Genomic DNA, 15,516 nt, shown 5'->3' on the forward strand with positions numbered 1-15,516 from the left:
AAGGCCGTCTGAACGATTTCAGACGGCCTTTTATGATGGAATGTAAGTTATTCATGTTTCATGATATTTATCGATTGGATTTGCCGGAATCAAAATACATAAAATCAGGATTGGGAAGGGACGTGAAGATGAAAATGAAACAGTCGGTTTGTCGGGAATTTCCCTTATTGCTGGAATTCAAAACGGTGTGATAGAAAAAAATAGTTGGTAATTTATTCTATTCGGGGCTACAATCCAATCAAACGCCGATTTTGGCGTCTTTACAATCATAATAATGGAGCTCAAGAATATGACAGCTAAAGGACAAATGTTACAAGATCCTTTTTTGAATGCGTTGCGTAAAGAGCACGTTCCGGTTTCAATCTACTTGGTAAACGGCATCAAGCTGCAAGGCCAAGTGGAATCATTCGACCAGTACGTTGTTCTGCTGCGTAATACTTCCGTCACTCAAATGGTTTACAAACACGCTATCTCAACAATCGTTCCTGCACGCGCAGTCAGCCTGCAACACGAAAACAAACAACCTCAAGCCGCTGCCGCAGCTGCTCCGGTTCAAGTTGAGACTGTGCAGCAACCTGCCGAATAAATGATGTAACGCATTCCTGTTTTTCAATACCTTACCGCTTTTGCGGTAGGGTATTTTTATTTTCAGACGACCTTTATCATGCTGCTTGAAAACATTCTTCCCTTTGCCCACTCCCTGTTACGACAAGCCTTAAAAGCAGGCGGCCGCGCTTTAGATGCGACGGCCGGAAACGGGCATGATACTTTGCTGTTGGCGCAATTGGTTGGCGAGACGGGTAAGGTGTGGGCTTTTGATGTGCAATCTAAAGCACTGGCGCAGACTCAAGGCCGTCTGAAAGAAAACGGCGTAGATGGTCGGGTAGCCCTAATACATGACGGCCATGAAAACCTTTCGTCTTATATCGACGAGCCTTTAGATGCCGCGGTATTTAATTTCGGTTGGCTGCCGGGCGGCGATAAAAGCTGTACGACTGAAGCGGCAAGCAGCATCCGTGCGTTGACGGATACTTTGGGTTTGCTGAAAGAGAGCGGCCTTGCCGTGGCGGTATTGTATCCGGGGCATGAAGCCGGCCGAATAGAGGCTGAAGCGATTGTGCAATGGGCGGAAACTTTGCCGCAGGAAGCCTTTGCCGTGTTACGCTATGGCTTTGTCAACCGCCGCAATGCGCCTCCCTATCTGCTGGCGGTTGAAAAGTTGCGTCAGAAATAGATGTTTGCGGTAAAATAGCCGCTTTAATTCCTTCTAACGACAAGAAACTGTTATGCAATACCTGTTCGTCAAATACAGCCACCAGATTTTTGTAACCATTACCATTTTGCTGTTTAACATCCGCTTTTTCATGCTTTGGCGTCATCCTGAAAAACCGTTGGCAGGCATTTGGAAAGCCATGCCGCATTTGAACGACACCATGTTGCTGTTTACCGGCTTGTGGCTGATGAAGATTACCCATTTTTCGCCGTTCAATGCGCCGTGGCTCGGCATGAAAATCCTGCTGTTGCTGGTTTATATTGTGTTGGGCATGATTATGATGCGTTCGCGTCCGCGTTCGCCGAAATTCTATATCGTCTATGTTTTGGCCATGTCGTGTGTTGCCACGATTGTTTTCCTTGCCAAAACCAAAACGCTGCCGTTTTAAAAGAGGCCGTCTGAAATGTATCCGCATTTTTCCGTTATCGCTTTAGGCAGCAATCTCGCCAATCCTGCCGAACAGGTTCGCGCCGCTTTGGCCGAATTGGACGCGCATCCGGAGATCAGGCTCGAAAAGGCTTCTTCCCTGTATCTGACTGAGCCGGTCGGCTATGACGATCAGCCCGATTTTGTAAACGCCGTTTGTGCGGTGAGAACTTCATTGGACGGCGTAGCGTTGTTGGCAGAGTTAAACCGTATCGAGGCCGAATTTGGGCGTGAGCGTAGCTTCCGTAATGCGCCGCGCACCTTGGATTTGGACATCATCGATTTTGACGGTATCCGCAGCGATGACCCGCATCTGACCTTGCCGCATCCGCGTGCGCATGAGCGCAGTTTCGTGATGTTGCCGCTGGCCGAAATCCTTCCGGATTTCGAGTTGGGCGAGCATGGCCGTGCGGCTGATTTGGCTCAGGCTTTGGGCGGGCAGGGTATTCGCCTGTTGAAAGAATAAGGGCCGTCTGAAAAACAGGCTGAAACAAGAAAGGGCGTGTTGGACACGCCTTTTTTGCTATAAAATATTGTTGGAAAACACATTACAAAGAGTTACTATGAATCCTCGTTATATTGTTGTCGAAGGCGCAATCGGTAGCGGCAAGACCGCTTTGAGCCGCCGCTTGGCAGAGCATTTCAGCGCGTTGCTGTTGTCGGAGAATCCGGATCACAATCCGTTTCTCATGAAGTTTTACAGCAATGTTTCCAATAATGGCTTGGCCGCCGAGCTTTTCTTCCTAACGCGCCGCGCTGAAAGCGTGAATATTATTGAAGACCATTGTGCGCAAGGTGGAATGGTTGTGGCTGATTTTCTGCCGGAGAAAGACCGCATTTTTACGCCCATCGTTTTGAATGATGACGAGCGACAGCTTTTTGCCGATATAAAGCAACGCATTCTGCCGCAATACGCGGAACCCGATGTGGTGATTTATCTGCAAACCGCTGTCGAAAACAACCGCAAACGCCTGCAAAAACGTCACGAAGGCATCATCAGCTTGTTTCCCGAAGGCTATTTGGGACGGGTGCATGACGAATACAGCCATTTCTTCCATTTGTATCAAAGCGCGCCTTTGCTGACCGTCAATGCCGATGAGTTGGATTTGGCCGGCAATGACGACCACTTCCAGCTTTTGTTGCGCGCATTGGAAGATTTTCAAGGTACGCGAAGTTATTTGAATTTAAGCGAAAAATAAATGCAGGCTAGGTTTAGGCCGTCTGAAAGGAATAATATGTCAAAATATCAATTCACACTCCCATCTTCTTCCGGCAGCGATTTTAACTCCGCCGAACATTTGCCGTTGGTTGTCTATTTTTATCCTAAAGACAGCACGCCCGGCTGTACTACTGAAGGCTTGGATTTCAATGCCCGATTGGAACAATTCAAAGCATTGGGCTATACCGTTGTCGGCATTTCGCGCGATGGTGTCAAATCGCATCAGAATTTCTGCGCCAAACAAGGCTTCCAGTTTGAATTGTTGAGCGACAAAGAAGAAACCGTCTGCAAACTGTTTGACGTGATCAAGCTGAAAAAGCTTTACGGCAAAGAATCCCTCGGCATCGAGCGCAGCACCTTTGTGCTGGACAAAAACGGCGAAATCGCCCATGAGTGGCGCAAAGTCAAAGTGGCCGGGCACGCGCAGGAAGTTTTGGATACAATCTCTCAAGCCTCTTAATAGGGCTTTGAAAACCTAAGGCCGTCTGAACGGATGTAAAGCCATGCCGTTCAGACGGCCTTTCAATCAGTTTGATGAATATGGACGATTTAATAGACAAGCTGCTTGAATCCCTTTGGCTGCAAGACCGACTCAGCCACAATACGCTGCAAAGTTACCGCCGTGATTTGGTCAAAATCGCTGCGCGTTTGGCCGAGGGCGGGCAGGATTGGTTGAGTGCCGATGAGTTTGCCCTGTCTGATGCCGTGTATGCGGAGGGGGAAAAAAACACGTCCCAAGCGCGGGCATTGTCGGCTTGCAAGCGCATGTACGGCTGGTTGGAAGAAACGGGCCAAAGGGCAGACAATCCCACCCGTTTTCTCAAAGCACCGAAATCGGAACGCAAATTGCCCACGCTGATTACCGAAGCCCAAATCGACGCGCTGCTGGCTGCGCCGGATGTGGAAACGCCGCACGGACTGCGCGATAAGGCCTTGCTTGAAGTCATGTATGCAACAGGTTTGCGTGTAACCGAGGCCGTCAAATTGACGCTCAGCGATATCGATTTGCATCGCGGCAGTATCCGCACCATAGGCAAGGGCGACAAATTGCGTCTGGTTCCACTGGGGCAGGAAGCGGCGTACTGGGTGGAACGCTATTGCAACGAATCGCGTCCGTTGTTGTTGAAAAACAAAATTTGCGACGAAGTGTTTGTCAGCCAGAAACGCAGCGGCATCAGCCGTCAGCTTGCATGGATGATAGTCAAAGAATATGCCGAAGCGGCCGGTATTGCTTCGCTCAGTCCGCACGGTTTGCGCCATGCTTTTGCCACGCATTTGGTCAATCACGGCGTCGATTTGCGCTCAGTCCAGATGATGTTGGGACATTCCGATATCAACACCACGCAGATTTATACCCATGTTGCCAATATCCGTTTGAAAAACATGGTCGATGAACACCATTCACGTTCATAAATAAAGGCGACATCTCGAAGATGCCGCCTTTTGTTATCGTGGCCGTCTGAACGGTTATAAAGTTTACTATTTATAAAATAACAATCAAAATACAAATTTACATAGAAAAATTTCAAAACAAAAGGACAGTGCCAATATTGCAATGCAAACCGTTTTTATTTATATTTACGTTCAAGAATAAATCCTACTCTCAATTACAGAGGGTAACAAAATTATTGGAGCACATCATGTTTGTCTGCATCTGCAACGCCATTACTGACCACGACATCAAAGAGACCATCGCCGCCGGTGCAACCACCATGAGCGATTTGCAGGCTCAATTAGGCGTGGCGACTTGTTGCGGTTGCTGCGGCGAATTGGCAGCGTCATTTTTGACTGCAAGCAGTGCCCAAAATACCGTGACTGCCGGTATCAACGTTCAGTCTTAATTCAGAATACACATAAAGGCCGTCTGAAGGCGTAGTTTCGCGCCTGTTCAGACGGCCTTTGTCATGCCTGTATGGTTTGGCGGCATTTTGCTATACAATGGCCGCTTTTGTCCCTCCGAGAGTAACCGCCATGAAACTGACCTTGATGTTTCGGGAATATTGCAGCTTGTGCCACAAAATGCGCGAACAATTAAAGCCTTATCAGGAGCAGTTTGGATTTGGGCTGGATGTTGTCGATGTTGATGAAGATCCGGTTTTAGAAGAAAAGTACAATGAGCTGGTGCCTGTTTTGCTGGATGGCGATACCGAAATCTGCCATTGGTTTTTGGACGAAGAAAAACTGAAAGCGCATTTGAGCGCGTAACAAACCGTTGACCATATTATCTTTCAGACGGCCTTCGGCTGTTTATGCCGTCTGAACATTGATTTTATTATGACTGAAAAACTTTCTCCCGATGCGTTGATTGAAGCGGCGCTGTTGACGCAAGTCGAACCCTTAAACGAAAAAGCCATGCGCGAATTGTGCGTGCCGCCGTTGTCGCAAGACAAGCTGATTGACGTGTTGGCGCAACTGAAGGCCCGCTGGCAGGGCAGGGCTTTGCAACTGGTGCATACCCATGAGGGCTGGCGTTTCCAAATCGCCCAAGCCGCCTTTGAACGACTGGGCAGCCTGCAAGAGCAGCGCGCGCCGCGTTATTCCCGTGCCGTGATGGAAACGCTGGCGATTATTGCCTATCAGCAACCGGTAACGCGTGGCGATATTGAAGGCATACGCGGTGTGGCGGTGTCGCAAAATGTCATGCAAACCTTGCAGGATAGGGGCTGGATTGAAGTCATCGGCCACCGTGATTCTGTCGGCCGTCCGGCTTTGTGGGCGACAACAGCAACATTCCTAAGCGATTTGCGTTTGGAAAGTTTGGAAGAATTGCCGCCGCTGACTGAATTGGGCGAGCTGGTGTTGCCTGATTTAATGGAAACGCTGCCGACAGGCGATGAGGAAGCTGAAGAAGCAGTTGAATCAGGAAGCAGACTGATTAACTGATTTGAATGTAAAGGCCGTCTGAAACAATCGTGTTTCAGACGGCCTTTATGTTAGTTATTCTAGCGTTTTATAGCATTAAATGAACGCTTTATATCATTGAATAAGCCAGCCAGGGTAACAATATGGCGTGGTGCGTTTAGCAGTTTCTTAAAAAATAATTTGTTTAAAATAAATATCTTAGATAAATCATAAGAAAAATCTGATTTAAACTATAAAAAATCTTAGTTATAATCAGTTTATCTAAAGCTATTCCGCATAGTTGCGGGTGATTTACTAAGGAATACTACAATGCTGTTGGCACTTTCTTTGCGTGATTTTGTCATTGTTGAAAACCTGAATCTTGATTTTCAAAACGGCTTTACCGTTTTAACGGGCGAAACCGGCGCAGGCAAATCGATTACCCTGGATGCAATCGGCCTGTTGCTGGGCGATAAAGCCGATTACAGCCAAGTGCGCAACGGCGCCAAAGAGGCACAGTTGTCGGCTTTGTTTGACATCAGCGGTTTGCCCGAACTGAAAGCGCAGCTACAGGAGCAAGGCCTTTTGGAAGAAGATGCCGAAGAGCTCAGCATCCGCCGTATTATCGATGCCAAGGGCAAAAGCCGCAGTTATATCAATAATCAGGCAGCAACGCTGGCGCAGCTGAAAGCCATCGGCGAGCAGTTAATCGATATTCACGGACAAAATGCCCATCATTCGTTGAATCAAGAATCCGCGCAACGCGAGTTGTTGGACGCATTTGCCGGCAGCAAAGAGCAGGCGGAAACGGTCAAACAGCTTTATCAAAATTGGGTTAATGCGAAAAAAGCCCTGCAAGAAGCACAAGAGCAGGCAGAAACCATGGCCATCGAGCGTGAGCGTTTGGAATGGCAGTTTAATGAATTAAACCAATTAGAGCTCAAACCCAACGAATGGGAAACCTTAAGCCAAAGCCACGACAGCCTGGCGCATTCGGCCGAGTTGCTGCAAACCGCCGAGCAGGTGGGCGAAAGCATAGACGGCGACAACGGCATCCAACGTCAAATCTACCAATGCCAAAAACTGCTGGGCAATCTGCAAAACATTGAACCGCGCTTTGCCGAAAGCCTGAATATGTTGGCAAGTATTGAAGCCGAGTTGGGGGAAATCAGTGCCAATATGCGCGATGTGGCCGGCCGCAGCGATATCGATCCGAATGAATTGGCCGCACAAGAAAGCCGGATGGGCGAATTGATGAGCATGGCGCGCAAATACCGCATTGAGCCGGAAGAGTTACCGCAAAAGTTGGCGGAAATTGACGAGCGCCTGCAAAACCTGCAAGCAGCTGCCGATTTGGAAGCCTTGGAAAATGCAGTCGCACGCAATCTTGCCGAATACCATGAAGCCGCTCACGTTCTCTCCGCCATGCGCCATCAGGCGGCCGGCCGTTTGGGCGAAGAGACCACCGAGCATATGCAGCATTTGGCCATGAAGGGCGCACGTTTTGACATCGTCTTGTTGCCGTCTTCGCCGACTGCGCATGGTCTGGAGCAGGTGCAATTCCAAGTGGCGGCAAATAAAGGCAATCCGTCCCGTCCTTTGAACAAAGTGGCTTCCGGCGGCGAGTTGGCGCGTATCAGCTTGGCTTTGCAAGTGGTTGCCAGCCAATACACGCAAGTGCCGACATTGATTTTTGACGAAGTGGATACCGGTATCGGTGGCGGCGTCGCCGAAATGGTCGGTAAAGCTTTGCGTGCCTTGGGTAAAAAACATCAAGTTTTGGCGGTAACCCATCTTCCCCAAGTCGCCTCTTGCGGTGAAAACCATTGGCAGGTACGCAAACATAGCGAAGGCGAACAAACCGTCAGCGAAATCAGCGTATTGGATCATCATCAGCGCATTGAGGAAATCGCGCGTATGCTGGGCGGCGAAATCATTACCGATACCACACGCAGCCATGCCGCCGAACTCTTGCATCTGGCCGCCGCCTAAAAGCCTTAAGGCCGTCTGAAAATGAAATTCAGACGGCCTTTCCCATATTTTGCGCCCTTTCAGACAAGCAGAATACAAGGTATGATTATAGCGTCTGTTTACAAGGAAATTTTGATGAAAGTCCTGTTTATCGCCGATCCGATGGCAAGTTTTAAAACCTATAAAGACACTACTTACGCCATGATGCGTGAAATGGCAAAGCGCGGTTGGCAGCTTTTTCATACCTTGAGCGGAGAATTGTCCGTCCGTGAAGGCTGGGTGGTGGCTCAGGCAGCGGCATTTGAGTTTGTCGGTGCGAAGAACGATGACGATCATGAATGGTTTAAAGCAGAGGCAAAAGTTCAGACGGCCTTAAAAGATTTCGATGCGGTCATTATGCGCACTGATCCGCCGTTTGATATGCAATATTTGTACGCAACCCAGTTTTTAACGTTGGCACAGCAGCAGGGCGCAAAAGTATTTAACAGCGGACAAGCAATGCGCGATTTCAATGAGAAATTGGCTATTTTGAACTTCAGCCAGTTCACCGCCCCCACTTTGGTGACCACACGTTCTGCCGATGTTCGTGCCTTTTTGAAAGAACACGGCGACATCATCATCAAACCTTTGGACGGCATGGGCGGTATGGGCATTTTCCGCCTGACCGAATCCGACCCCAATATCGGCAGTATCCTTGAAACCCTGATGCAGCTTGATTCACGCACCATCATGGCGCAACGCTATATTCCTGAAATCGTACATGGCGACAAGCGCATTTTGATTATCGGCGGGGAAGTTGTTCCGTATGCTTTGGCGCGTATTCCGCAAAACGGCGAAACGCGCGGCAACTTGGCTGCCGGCGGCCGTGGTGTGGCGCAGGAATTGAGCGAGCGCGACCGTGAAATTGCAGAAACCCTGGCGCCTGAATTGAAGCGCCGCGGTATTTTGCTGGCAGGTTTGGATGTCATCGGCAGCAACCTGACCGAAGTCAACGTAACCAGCCCGACCGGTTTCCAAGAAATCATGAAGCAAAAAGATTTCGACGTTGCCGCCATGTTCGCAGATGCCGTGGCATCTTGGGCAAAACAATAAACTCAAAGGCCGTCTGAAAATTGACCCGACCGTTTCTTTTCAGACGGCCTTTTTATGTTGAGAATATGATGGAACCATCTTCCTACGCATCTGAAAAAAAAGGTAAAAACGGCATCAAACGCATCATCAATGCGTTTGGTTATTCCAAAGACGGACTGGCTGCCGCGTACCGTTATGAAAGCGCATTTCGCCAAGTTTTTTGGCTGAACCTGATTTTAATTGTCTTGGCCTTATTCCTTGATTTCGGGCCGGCCATCAAAATGGTGCTTGTTGCCGCATCGTTTATTTCATTGATTACCGAATTGTTTAATACCGCCGTCGAAGCAGCCGTTGACCATACCTCTACTGAAAAACACGAGCTGGCCAAGCGTGCCAAAGATGCCGGCTCGGCCGCGCAACTGATGGCTTTGTTCATGTTATTTATTGTTTGGATTATTGCATTAACTGCTTAAAAATGTGGTAATATGGTAATTCGTTAGGATTAGATAGTATTAATTAATCTATATCAAAGTTTTCAGACGGCCTTTGGTTGTAAGATGAAGGCCGTATATCCCAGCCATTTGGCAAACACAAGGAGCAAAACATGAAAAAATTAATGGCAACCCTGATTCTGGCAGGCTTGGCAACTTCCGTATCTGCAGCCGGTATCCATATTGAAGACGGTTGGGCGCGTGCCACTGTCGAAGGTATGAAAATGGGTGGCGCATTCATGAAAATCCAAAACGATGAAGCCAAACAAGACTTCTTGGTAGGCGGCAGCAGCCCTGTTGCAGAACGCGTTGAAGTACATACCCATATTAACGACAACGGCGTTATGCGTATGCGCGAAGTTAAAGGCGGCGTGCCTTTGGCTGCAAAAGGCGTAACCGAGCTGAAACCGGGCAGCTACCACGTTATGTTCATGGGTCTAAAAAAACAATTGAAAGAAGGCGAAAAAGTGCCTGTAACCCTGAAATTCAAAAACGCCAAACCTCAAACTGTCGAGCTGGAAGTGAAAACCGCGCCTAAAACCGAAATGCAGCACGACCACGGCGCACACGGTGGCGCACATCAGCACTAATTGCTTGAATTTGCATATAAAGGCCGTCTGAAAGTCATTGGGCTTGCAGACGGCCTTTTCTGTCGTCAAATCAAAATGTGCTAAAATCACGCTTTAAAAAATGTATTTGAAACCCACATTCCGCTCATGAATACTCACAACACACCAGCAAACATCATCGTCGGCCTCTCCGGCGGCGTCGATTCATCCGTTACCGCGGCCCTGCTCAAACAGCAAGGCCATCAAATCAGCGGCGTGTTCATGCAGAACTGGGAAGATGACGACAACGACGAATATTGCAGCATCAAACAAGATTCCTTCGATGCCATTGCCGTCGCCGATATCATCGGCATCGACATCGACATCGTCAATTTCGCCGCACAATATAAAGACAACGTATTTGCCTATTTCCTCAAAGAATACAGCGCAGGCCGCACGCCGAATCCGGATGTATTGTGCAATGCCGAAATCAAATTCAAATGTTTTTTGGACTACGCCATAGAGCAGGGCGCCGATACCATTGCCACCGGACACTATGCCCGTAAAGAAGTTCGCAACGGCGTGCATTATCTGCTCAAAGGCTTGGATCAAAATAAAGACCAAAGCTATTTCCTATACCGTCTCAAGCCTTTCCAACTCGAGCGCGCGATTTTCCCATTGGGCGAATTGGAGAAGCCTGAAGTACGCCGTCTTGCCGAAGAATTCAAGTTACCGACCGCAACCAAAAAAGACAGTACCGGCATTTGCTTTATCGGCGAGCGCCCGTTCCGCGAGTTTTTGCAAAAATACCTGCCGACCAATAATGGCAAAATGGTGACCCCTGAAGGCAAAGTGGTTGGCGAACACGTCGGCTTGATGTTTTACACGCTGGGCCAACGTAAAGGCTTGGGCATCGGCGGTGCAGGCGAGCCGTGGTTTGTTGCGGCCAAGGATTTGACCAAAAACGAACTGATTGTCGTACAAGGCCATGACCATCCTTTGCTTTATACGCAAAGCCTGGTTATGAACGATTTGAGTTTTACATTGCCCGAACGCCCGAAAGAAGGCCGCTATACCTGCAAAACGCGCTACCGTATGGCTGACGCGCCTTGTACGTTGCGTTACTTGGATGATGAAACCATCGAGCTTGTTTTTGATGAGCCGCAGTGGGCAGTAACCCCCGGCCAATCTGCGGTACTGTACGACGGCGATGTGTGCTTGGGCGGCGGTATCATCATGTCCACCGACAAGCCTGTCATCATTACTGCTTAACACAAGGGCCGTTTGAAAACGAAGCGGCGGATTAAATCAAGCCTTTCAGACGGCCTCCATTCTAAAAACGACTAAAACAAAGACTGAATCAACATGGAAAAACTCTGGCTCAAAAGCTACGAACAAGGCGTCAATGCCGAAATCGACATCACGCAATACAGCTCCATCAGCGACGTATTCCGTCAAAGTGTTGAGAAATTCTCAGATAAACCTGCTTTTCAAAACATGGGCAAAACGCTGACTTACGCCGAAGTGGGCAAGTTGGCGACGGATTTTGCGTCTTACCTGCAAAACGTATTGAAACTGCCGCGCGGTGAGCGCGTGGCGATTATGATGCCGAACGTTTTGCAATATCCGATTGCGCTTTTCGGTATTTTGCAGGCCGGTTTGGTGGCAGTGAATACCAATCCGCTTTATACGCCGCGCGAGTTGGAGCATCAGTTGAAAGACAGCGGCGCGACCACGATTGTCGTGTTGGAAAACTTTGCCAATACGCTGGAGCTGGTGTTGCCGCGTACGCAAATCAAACATGTGATTGTCGCATCGGTCGGTGAGATGTTCGGCATGATTAAAGGTGCGTTGATGAACTTCGTCATCCGCAAAGTGAAAAAAATGGTGCCGGAATACCGCATTCCCAATACCGTGACTTTTCAGACGGCCTTGAAGCAAGGTGCGGCAAATACGTTCAAGCCCGTCGAATTGACGCGCGATGACACAGCCTTGCTGCAATATACAGGCGGTACGACCGGTTTGGCGAAAGGCGCCGTCCTCAGCCACGGCAATATCTGCGCCAATATGTTGCAGGCAAAAGAATGGATTAGAAACAGCCTGCGCGAAGGCGAAGAAACGGTTATTGCCGCGTTGCCGCTTTATCATATCTTTGCCTTGACGGTAAACCTGATGATTTTTGCGAATACCGGTTCCAAAATCATCCTGATTACCAACCCGCGCGACATGAAGGGGTTTATCGGCGAATTGAAAAAAGAGCCGATCAGCGTGTTCATCGGTGTGAATACCCTGTTTAATGCGATGGTCAACCGTCCGGATTTTGCCGAAGTCGATTTTTCCCGTTTGAAGCTGACTTTGGGCGGCGGTATGGCAACGCAAAAAGCCGTGGCGGAAAAATGGAAAAAAATCACCGGTACGCCGATTGTGGAAGCTTACGGTTTGACCGAAGCCAGCCCGGGCGTATGTTGCAATCCTTTGAATATCGAGGCTTACAGCGGCGGTATCGGTTTGCCGGTTCCTTCGACCGAAGTCGAATTGCGCGATGCGGACGGCAAAGAAGTGCCTATCGGACAGCCGGGCGAATTGTGGGTGCGCGGCCCGCAAGTGATGAAAGGCTATTGGAACCGTCCGGAAGAAACCGCCAAAGCAATCGATGCACGCGGCTTTTTGGAGACCGGCGATATTGCCGTGATGGATGAAAAAGGCTGGCTGAAGCTGGTGGACCGCAAAAAAGATTTGATTGTGGTATCCGGTTTCAATGTATATCCGAACGAAATCGAAGAAGTGGTGGCCAGCAACGACAAAGTCTTGGAAGTCGCCTGTATCGGCGTGGCAAGCGAAAAAACCGGCGAAGCGATTAAAGTTTTCGTCGTGCGCAAAGACCCGTCTTTGACCAAGGAAGAACTGATCGATTTCTGCCGCAAAGAACTGACGGCGTATAAAGTGCCGAAAGACATCGAATTCCGCGACGAGTTGCCAAAATCCAACGTCGGCAAAATCCTGCGCCGCGAGCTGCGCTGATATACAGAATCAGCATGATAAGGCCGTCTGAAAACGCTGTATTCAGACGGCCTGAAGCTTTTGCCGTTTGCCAGAATATGCTGCTTCAAGTTAAAATCACACATTCCAACATGGGTATCACATCATGACTAAATTTATTTTCGTAACCGGCGGCGTTGTATCTTCTTTGGGTAAAGGTATCGCCGCCGCTTCTATTGCTACTATTCTCGAGTCGCGTGGTTTGAACGTGACCATGCTTAAGCTCGACCCGTATATCAATGTTGACCCGGGTACCATGAGCCCGTTTCAACACGGCGAAGTATTCGTGACCGATGACGGCGCGGAAACCGACCTTGACCTCGGTCACTACGAGCGTTTCATCAACGCTACCATGACCCGCCGCAACAGCTTCAGTACCGGCCAAGTCTATGAAAACGTGATTGCCAAAGAGCGTCGCGGCGACTATTTGGGCGGTACCGTACAAGTGATTCCGCATATTACCGATGAAATCAAACGCCGCATCCACGAAGGCGCGGCCGGTTATGATGTGGCGATTGTCGAAATCGGCGGTACAGTCGGCGATATCGAATCTTTGCCTTTCTTGGAAGCCATCCGCCAAATGCGCAGCCAGCTCGGCCGCAACAATACATTGTTTGCCCACCTGAGCTATGTTCCTTACATTGCCGCCGCCGGCGAAATCAAAACCAAGCCGACCCAGCATACCGTTAAAGAAATGTTGAGCATCGGTTTGCAACCCGACATCCTGATCTGCCGTATGGACAGAGAAATGCCTGCGGACGAGCGCCGTAAGATTGCCCTGTTCTGTAACGTTGAAGAACGCGCCATCGTGGGCAGCTACGATGTGGACAGCATTTACGAATGCCCTGAAATGCTGCACAACCAAGGCATCGACAGCATCATTACCGAGCAGCTCCAACTGAATGTCAAACAAGCTGATTTGACCGAATGGAAGAAAATCGTTCACGCGATTCAAAATCCGAAACACACCGTCAAAATCGCGATGGTCGGCAAATACGTTGATTTGACCGAGTCCTACAAATCGCTGATCGAAGCCCTGAAACATGCCGGTATTCATACTGAAACCGACGTACAAATTACCTTTGTCGACAGCGAAAGCATCGAGAAGAGCAATGGCGACGTTTCCATGCTCAAAGACATGGATGCGATTTTGGTGCCGGGCGGCTTCGGTTCACGCGGCGTAGAAGGCAAAATTGCCGCCGTACGCTATGCGCGTGAAAACAACGTACCATACTTGGGCATCTGCCTGGGCATGCAAATCGCCCTGATCGAATACGCCCGCGACGTGGCAGGCTTGAAGGGTGCGAACTCTACCGAGTTTGACTTGAAATGCGCCGCGCCTGTCGTCGCCCTGATTGACGAATGGCAAACTGCCGACGGCAGCGTAGAAACCCGTGACGAATCTGCCGATTTGGGCGGCACCATGCGTTTGGGTGCGCAAGAAGTTGACCTCAAACCGGGCAGCCTTGCCGCAAAAATCTACGGCAGCGAACACATCCGCGAACGCCATCGCCACCGCTACGAGGTCAACAACAATTATGTTCCTCAGTTGGAAAAAGCCGGTTTGGTCATCGGCGGCGTATCCGCAGGCCGAGAGCGTTTGGTTGAAACCATCGAATTGCCGAATCATCCTTGGTTCTTCGCGTGTCAGTTCCATCCGGAATTTACTTCCAATCCGCGCAAAGGCCACCCTTTGTTTACTGCGTTTGTGAAAGCCGCGTTGGGTAACAAAAAAGCCTGATTGATGTGATTGAAAAAGCACCCGTTTCCGGGTGCTTTTTTGTTTTCAGACGGCCTTAGAAGTTATTTGTCTTCATTGACTTCGCGGTCGTTCAAAGGTTGTACGGGACGGTTGTTTTCGCCGCCGATAATGTCGCGCATGGCTTTAAACTGCGCCGCATCTGCCTGAACCGGAGTTTTTAAGACAACCCAAGTCACGTTTTCGCTGCAAGGCGGCGTTGTCAGCGAGCCTTTTAGTTGGAATGACTTGCTATCTTTAGGCAGCAGGGCTTGGATATTCAAGTTTTTCAACGTTACGGATTCGCCTGCTTTCAGTTTTTTGGCAGTAAGCGCGGACAAGGCAGGGTTGTTTTTGCCCGGTTTGAATACAGAGCCGATGACCGCCAAAGTACCGTCTTCGGCTTGATGGACGAAATGCGCTTCCATCGGGAAATGTTTGCCTTTGAAAGTATGTTCGCTCGGCGTATGGAAGTGGAATTGTTTGAAGGTATAGGTTTTACCATTGATCACGATGGTTTGCGCCTTCCCTTGCGGCGTGGCTTGAAGAGTATGGCCGTTATTTTCTACTTTGTAGTCGGCGACGTTGTAACGGTATGCCAGTTGTTTGCCTTTTACTGTTTTTGTCGTGGAGAAGTCCACTGGAGATTGCTGTTTGCCTGTTTTGCAGACAGCAAAGTCTTCACTCAAATCGCCCCAGTGTGCAGCATCGTTTTCACCTGTGTAAGACCAATGTGCATGATGGGTTTCGGCGGATACCGTTGCAGTAGAGACAGCCATTAGCAAAGATAAAAAGAGATGTTTTTTCAACATAAGGGTTCCTGTTTATTTACATTAGGTAAAAGGAAAAATTTATACCAAATAAATTATTGATATAAAAAAACTTATTCGTAAGAAGAA

At 49.1% G+C, this 15,516-nt stretch carries 19 protein-coding genes; 18 read left to right on the plus strand and 1 reads right to left on the minus strand.

The window, feature by feature from the left end; genetic code table 11:
- From HMPREF2711_RS11205 to HMPREF2711_RS09645, 18 genes are all read left to right on the plus strand, one after another.
- Positions 1-191: hypothetical protein (locus HMPREF2711_RS11205; RefSeq protein WP_210396694.1), on the plus strand; the 191-nt coding region annotated here is incomplete at its 5' end.
- Positions 192-289: 98 nt separating this feature from the next.
- Positions 290-586, plus strand: coding sequence for an RNA chaperone Hfq (gene hfq / locus HMPREF2711_RS09565; RefSeq protein ID WP_036493792.1), 297 nt, complete (start codon positions 290-292; stop codon positions 584-586).
- 78 nt (positions 587-664) lie between these two features.
- Positions 665-1,234, plus strand: a complete 570-nt coding sequence (locus HMPREF2711_RS09570) for a tRNA 5-(aminomethyl)-2-thiouridylate-methyltransferase MnmM (RefSeq protein ID WP_003745903.1) — start codon at positions 665-667, stop codon at positions 1,232-1,234.
- A 52-nt stretch (positions 1,235-1,286) separates the two neighbouring features.
- Positions 1,287-1,661: a SirB2 family protein gene (locus HMPREF2711_RS09575; RefSeq protein ID WP_003745905.1), complete on the plus strand. Its 375-nt coding sequence runs from the start codon at positions 1,287-1,289 to the stop codon at positions 1,659-1,661.
- Between the two features lie 15 nt (positions 1,662-1,676).
- Positions 1,677-2,165, plus strand: a complete 489-nt coding sequence (gene folK, locus HMPREF2711_RS09580; RefSeq protein ID WP_003745907.1) for a 2-amino-4-hydroxy-6-hydroxymethyldihydropteridine diphosphokinase — start codon at positions 1,677-1,679, stop codon at positions 2,163-2,165.
- Between the two features lie 97 nt (positions 2,166-2,262).
- Positions 2,263-2,898 (plus strand): deoxynucleoside kinase, encoded by a 636-nt coding sequence (locus tag HMPREF2711_RS09585; protein WP_003745909.1) that lies wholly within the window; start codon positions 2,263-2,265, stop codon positions 2,896-2,898.
- Positions 2,899-2,934: 36 nt separating this feature from the next.
- The gene (locus HMPREF2711_RS09590; RefSeq protein ID WP_003745910.1) at positions 2,935-3,378 is read left to right on the plus strand and encodes a peroxiredoxin; all 444 of its coding nucleotides are present in this window, start codon (positions 2,935-2,937) and stop codon (positions 3,376-3,378) included.
- Positions 3,379-3,458: 80 nt separating this feature from the next.
- A complete protein-coding gene (gene xerD, locus HMPREF2711_RS09595) occupies positions 3,459-4,331 on the plus strand; it encodes a site-specific tyrosine recombinase XerD (protein ID WP_049322725.1) in 873 nt (290 codons plus the stop codon).
- A gap of 227 nt (positions 4,332-4,558) precedes the next feature.
- Positions 4,559-4,759, plus strand: coding sequence for a (2Fe-2S)-binding protein (locus HMPREF2711_RS09600; protein ID WP_003681978.1), 201 nt, complete (start codon positions 4,559-4,561; stop codon positions 4,757-4,759).
- 130 nt (positions 4,760-4,889) lie between these two features.
- Complete coding sequence (locus HMPREF2711_RS09605) at positions 4,890-5,123, plus strand: glutaredoxin family protein (RefSeq protein ID WP_050787142.1); 234 nt, start codon at positions 4,890-4,892, stop codon at positions 5,121-5,123.
- A gap of 69 nt (positions 5,124-5,192) precedes the next feature.
- Positions 5,193-5,801, plus strand: coding sequence for an SMC-Scp complex subunit ScpB (locus tag HMPREF2711_RS09610; RefSeq protein ID WP_003745916.1), 609 nt, complete (start codon positions 5,193-5,195; stop codon positions 5,799-5,801).
- A gap of 288 nt (positions 5,802-6,089) precedes the next feature.
- The gene (gene recN / locus HMPREF2711_RS09615) at positions 6,090-7,751 is read left to right on the plus strand and encodes a DNA repair protein RecN (protein WP_003745920.1); all 1,662 of its coding nucleotides are present in this window, start codon (positions 6,090-6,092) and stop codon (positions 7,749-7,751) included.
- 114 nt (positions 7,752-7,865) lie between these two features.
- Entirely contained in the window at positions 7,866-8,822 is a 957-nt protein-coding gene (gene gshB, locus HMPREF2711_RS09620) for a glutathione synthase (RefSeq protein WP_003745922.1), read from the plus strand.
- Between the two features lie 68 nt (positions 8,823-8,890).
- A complete protein-coding gene (locus HMPREF2711_RS09625) occupies positions 8,891-9,274 on the plus strand; it encodes a diacylglycerol kinase (protein ID WP_049322731.1) in 384 nt (127 codons plus the stop codon).
- Between the two features lie 131 nt (positions 9,275-9,405).
- A complete protein-coding gene (locus HMPREF2711_RS09630; RefSeq protein ID WP_003745926.1) occupies positions 9,406-9,882 on the plus strand; it encodes a copper chaperone PCu(A)C in 477 nt (158 codons plus the stop codon).
- 126 nt (positions 9,883-10,008) lie between these two features.
- The gene (gene mnmA / locus HMPREF2711_RS09635; protein WP_070616050.1) at positions 10,009-11,112 is read left to right on the plus strand and encodes a tRNA 2-thiouridine(34) synthase MnmA; all 1,104 of its coding nucleotides are present in this window, start codon (positions 10,009-10,011) and stop codon (positions 11,110-11,112) included.
- A gap of 93 nt (positions 11,113-11,205) precedes the next feature.
- Entirely contained in the window at positions 11,206-12,861 is a 1,656-nt protein-coding gene (locus tag HMPREF2711_RS09640; RefSeq protein WP_003745929.1) for an AMP-binding protein, read from the plus strand.
- Positions 12,862-12,985: 124 nt separating this feature from the next.
- Positions 12,986-14,620, plus strand: coding sequence for a CTP synthase (locus HMPREF2711_RS09645; protein ID WP_003745931.1), 1,635 nt, complete (start codon positions 12,986-12,988; stop codon positions 14,618-14,620).
- A 62-nt stretch (positions 14,621-14,682) separates the two neighbouring features.
- Here HMPREF2711_RS09645 and HMPREF2711_RS09650 read toward each other — a convergent pair whose 3' ends face one another.
- On the minus strand, positions 14,683-15,429 hold the full coding sequence (locus HMPREF2711_RS09650; RefSeq protein ID WP_003745932.1) for a carbonic anhydrase: 747 nt from the start codon (positions 15,427-15,429) through the stop codon (positions 14,683-14,685).
- Between the last annotated feature and the right edge of the window lie 87 nt (positions 15,430-15,516).

The organism is Neisseria sp. HMSC070A01, from assembly GCF_001810165.1.
GTDB lineage: Bacteria > Pseudomonadota > Gammaproteobacteria > Burkholderiales > Neisseriaceae > Neisseria.